Below are 2,898 nucleotides of genomic sequence, written 5' to 3'. Positions count from 1 at the left end.
TGCTAAGGCATCCCCCATCGCCAAAGTAGCGGTTGTAGATGAAGTCGGTGCAAGATTTAATGGACACGCTTCATATTTCACCGAAATATTCAAATGACAATTGGCATATTCCGCCAATAATGATGTCTGATTTCCTGACATAGCAATAAGTGGGATATTGCGTTTTTTCAAAAATGGAATGAAACGAAGCAGTTCGTCTGTCTGTCCCGAATTTGATATTGCCAAAACAATATCATTAGAAGAAATCATGCCCAAATCACCATGAAAAGCATCCAAAGGATTAATAAAAAAGGAAGGTGTTCCAGTACTGGCCAAAGTAGCTGCAATCTTTGCACCACAATGACCGGATTTTCCTACGCCCGTTACGACCAATTTACCCCTGCTATGATAAATCAAATCTATAGCTTTATCAAAATCATCTGTCAATAAAGGAATTAAATCTAGTATAGCCTGCGCTTCATCTTGAAAGCATTTAATGGCATAATCTTTTATTTCACTCATAATAAACTGCAAATTACTTTTTCCAAATCTTTCAAATAAAGCATGTTAGGCCCGTCACTCAAAGCCATATCCGGATTTGGATGTACTTCAAAGAAGTAACCAGTAGCTCCAAATGCTTTTGCAGCTAAAGCCATTGCCGGAACGTATTCTCGATTTCCACCAGTTTTCCCTCCATCAGCACCCGGACGTTGAACCGAATGTGTACAGTCCATTATAACATGAGGAGTAATAGAACACATATCGGGTATATTACGAAAATCAACAACCAGATTGTTATATCCAAATGTATTTCCACGTTCTGTCAACCATACGTTTGCATTACCAGTCTCTCTAACTTTCTCAACAGGGTATTTCATATCTTGGCCAGACAAAAATTGAGCTTTTTTTATATTAATAATTTTTCCTGTTCTAGCTGCTGCCACTAGCAAATCGGTTTGGCGACAAAGAAAAGCAGGTATTTGAATTACATCAACAATTCCACCGACAATTTCTGCCTGATAAGGCTCATGTATATCCGTCAATAAAGATAAACCATACTTCATCTTTATATCATTCAACATTGTTAATCCTTTTTCTAAATTCGGGCCGCGATAAGAATGAAGGGAAGTACGATTTGCTTTATCAAAAGAGGACTTAAATATAATATTAATACCATATTTATTATTCAAACGAACTAATTCCTTTGCCACTTCTTCCAATATATCGAAAGTTTCTATCACACAAGGACCAGCTATAAAAATCGGTTTATACATTTTTTTAATTTATATTTAACAAATAAAAAGTTTAAACTAATAATCCAACAAATTCTATTTTTCACTCTCTATAGTCCTTATTTCCATTCATAATCTCACGGAAGATATATACCAGATAATCCCTAACTTCCAGACCATACATTTTGGCTGTTTTCATTATGGTAAGATATGTAGCAACTACATCTACTCCGGCATCACGCTATAGAACAAAGTTTTTTTGTTTACAGTAAAAGGTCTGAACACGCTCAGCAATCATATTGTCAATTGCATAGTGACCATCCATAGGATAGTTCTGTAATTCAGCCCAGCCATTAAGCATATAATGAAAAACATTGTCCATCAAGTCGCCAAAATGAAGACGATTTGCATTCTTTATGTTTGTACTCAAATTAGGGCTCCCTTCAATTTTTAGGCACTTTTCAGTGCACAAGCTATTGAGAAATTAAAAATAAAGCGATTAATTAACAGTTAACCATGGATAGCTCGATGTTCTAGGGCATAAGATTAACATAATCCCGGCATCCGTCAAATATTTTTTATAAAATTTCCAGGTATTCCCAAGCTGAGCAGCCATTAAGCTTTACTATGCTGATAATGCTGTGGTAAGCAGATGCCATTTCTGCCCACTCGTCACTGCCGAAGTGGATTATAGACTTAGATTTCACGCAACCACTTCTTCCCCCATCGAACGGGCAGGATTTCAGAATTTCATTGTAAAATTACATAATTCAAGCCTAACTGACCCACTACACCATTATGGGTCTGCACCTTAAATCCTCCGCTAAGCAACAAGGCGGAAGTATATAAAAACAAGCGTAATACATACGTTGTACCGCTAAATTCCAGTGCTCCGTAGCTATCATGTCCTCTGCTTCCCACAATGTAGCATACGACTTAACTTTTCGGTAAGCTACCACAGCTTTTATGTCTTCCTTGCTTAAACTCATACCAACCGTATCCCCTCGTCTTTCACATTGTGGTAAAAAGGAGTGAAATGCTGCTTTACCCAATCCTTAAACGTATAAAGCACAGGACTGATGCATTCATTAAGCGACCATCCCAATTCTACCAACGGATAGGATACATTATCATAATCGGCCGATTCGATCTTAGGCTTATCCAACAAAATAAGCACGTCCCAATCGGAATCGTGACGCGCGTCTCCACGAGCACGAGATCCAAACAATATGGCATGAGCTCCTAAGGGAAGCACTTCCCTCAACCGTTCCGTTATGGATTGTAAAATATCTGTTTTCATTGCCTATTCTTTTTGCTATACACTTCATACAAACTATATGCAATAAATAATTTTCTGTATTTCCTAACGTTGCTTTTAAAATGTTCATCAAAGAAAACAGAATTTCGATGCTATTCTATCTTCTCAAACGGAAAAGCATGAAGATAACTAACCGCCACCGTCATATTACCAAAAGCGAATACCAGCCGGGTATTGCGATGCAGGCGCATGATACAACCCTCCTTACCTTGGAAGACACCACCGGTAATACGGATTTTCTGCTTTTTCTGAAGATAATCCTCCAAAGGGCGATTCATCAGTTCGATGTTATAGGGCATGGATTCGTACAAATAGATGAATTCCTCCATCTGGCGTTGAGGGATGACTGCCGCACGGTACGTATTATAG

4 protein-coding genes and 1 pseudogene are annotated in these 2,898 nt (G+C 38.0%); all 5 read right to left on the bottom strand.

All coding sequences use genetic code 11. The features are described from left to right. A partial coding sequence (locus tag AB5935_RS24160; RefSeq protein WP_368327672.1) for an SIS domain-containing protein occupies nucleotides 1–501 on the bottom strand: 501 nt, incomplete at its 3' end. Beyond that, the gene (kdsA, locus tag AB5935_RS24155; protein WP_007845499.1) at nucleotides 498–1,253 is read right to left on the bottom strand and encodes a 3-deoxy-8-phosphooctulonate synthase; all 756 of its coding nucleotides are present in this window, start codon (nucleotides 1,251–1,253) and stop codon (nucleotides 498–500) included. The genes AB5935_RS24160 and kdsA, both read right to left, overlap by 4 nt. 708 nt (nucleotides 1,254–1,961) lie before the next feature. After that, nucleotides 1,962–2,132, bottom strand: a complete 171-nt coding sequence (locus AB5935_RS24150; RefSeq protein WP_158560124.1) for a hypothetical protein — start codon at nucleotides 2,130–2,132, stop codon at nucleotides 1,962–1,964. Nucleotides 2,133–2,196: 64 nt separating this feature from the next. Continuing rightward, on the bottom strand, nucleotides 2,197–2,511 hold the full coding sequence (locus AB5935_RS24145; protein ID WP_038608897.1) for a nucleotidyltransferase domain-containing protein: 315 nt from the start codon (nucleotides 2,509–2,511) through the stop codon (nucleotides 2,197–2,199). 110 nt (nucleotides 2,512–2,621) lie between these two features. After that, nucleotides 2,622–2,898: pseudogene (locus AB5935_RS24140) on the bottom strand (transcriptional regulator); the annotation flags it as partial.

This window comes from Phocaeicola sp. RTP21198st1_B8_RTP21198_201120 (assembly GCF_040929485.1).
GTDB lineage: Bacteria > Bacteroidota > Bacteroidia > Bacteroidales > Bacteroidaceae > Phocaeicola > Phocaeicola dorei.
The sequence above is the reverse complement of the archived record's forward strand: the minus strand, read 5'-3'. Positions and strand labels throughout refer to the sequence as shown.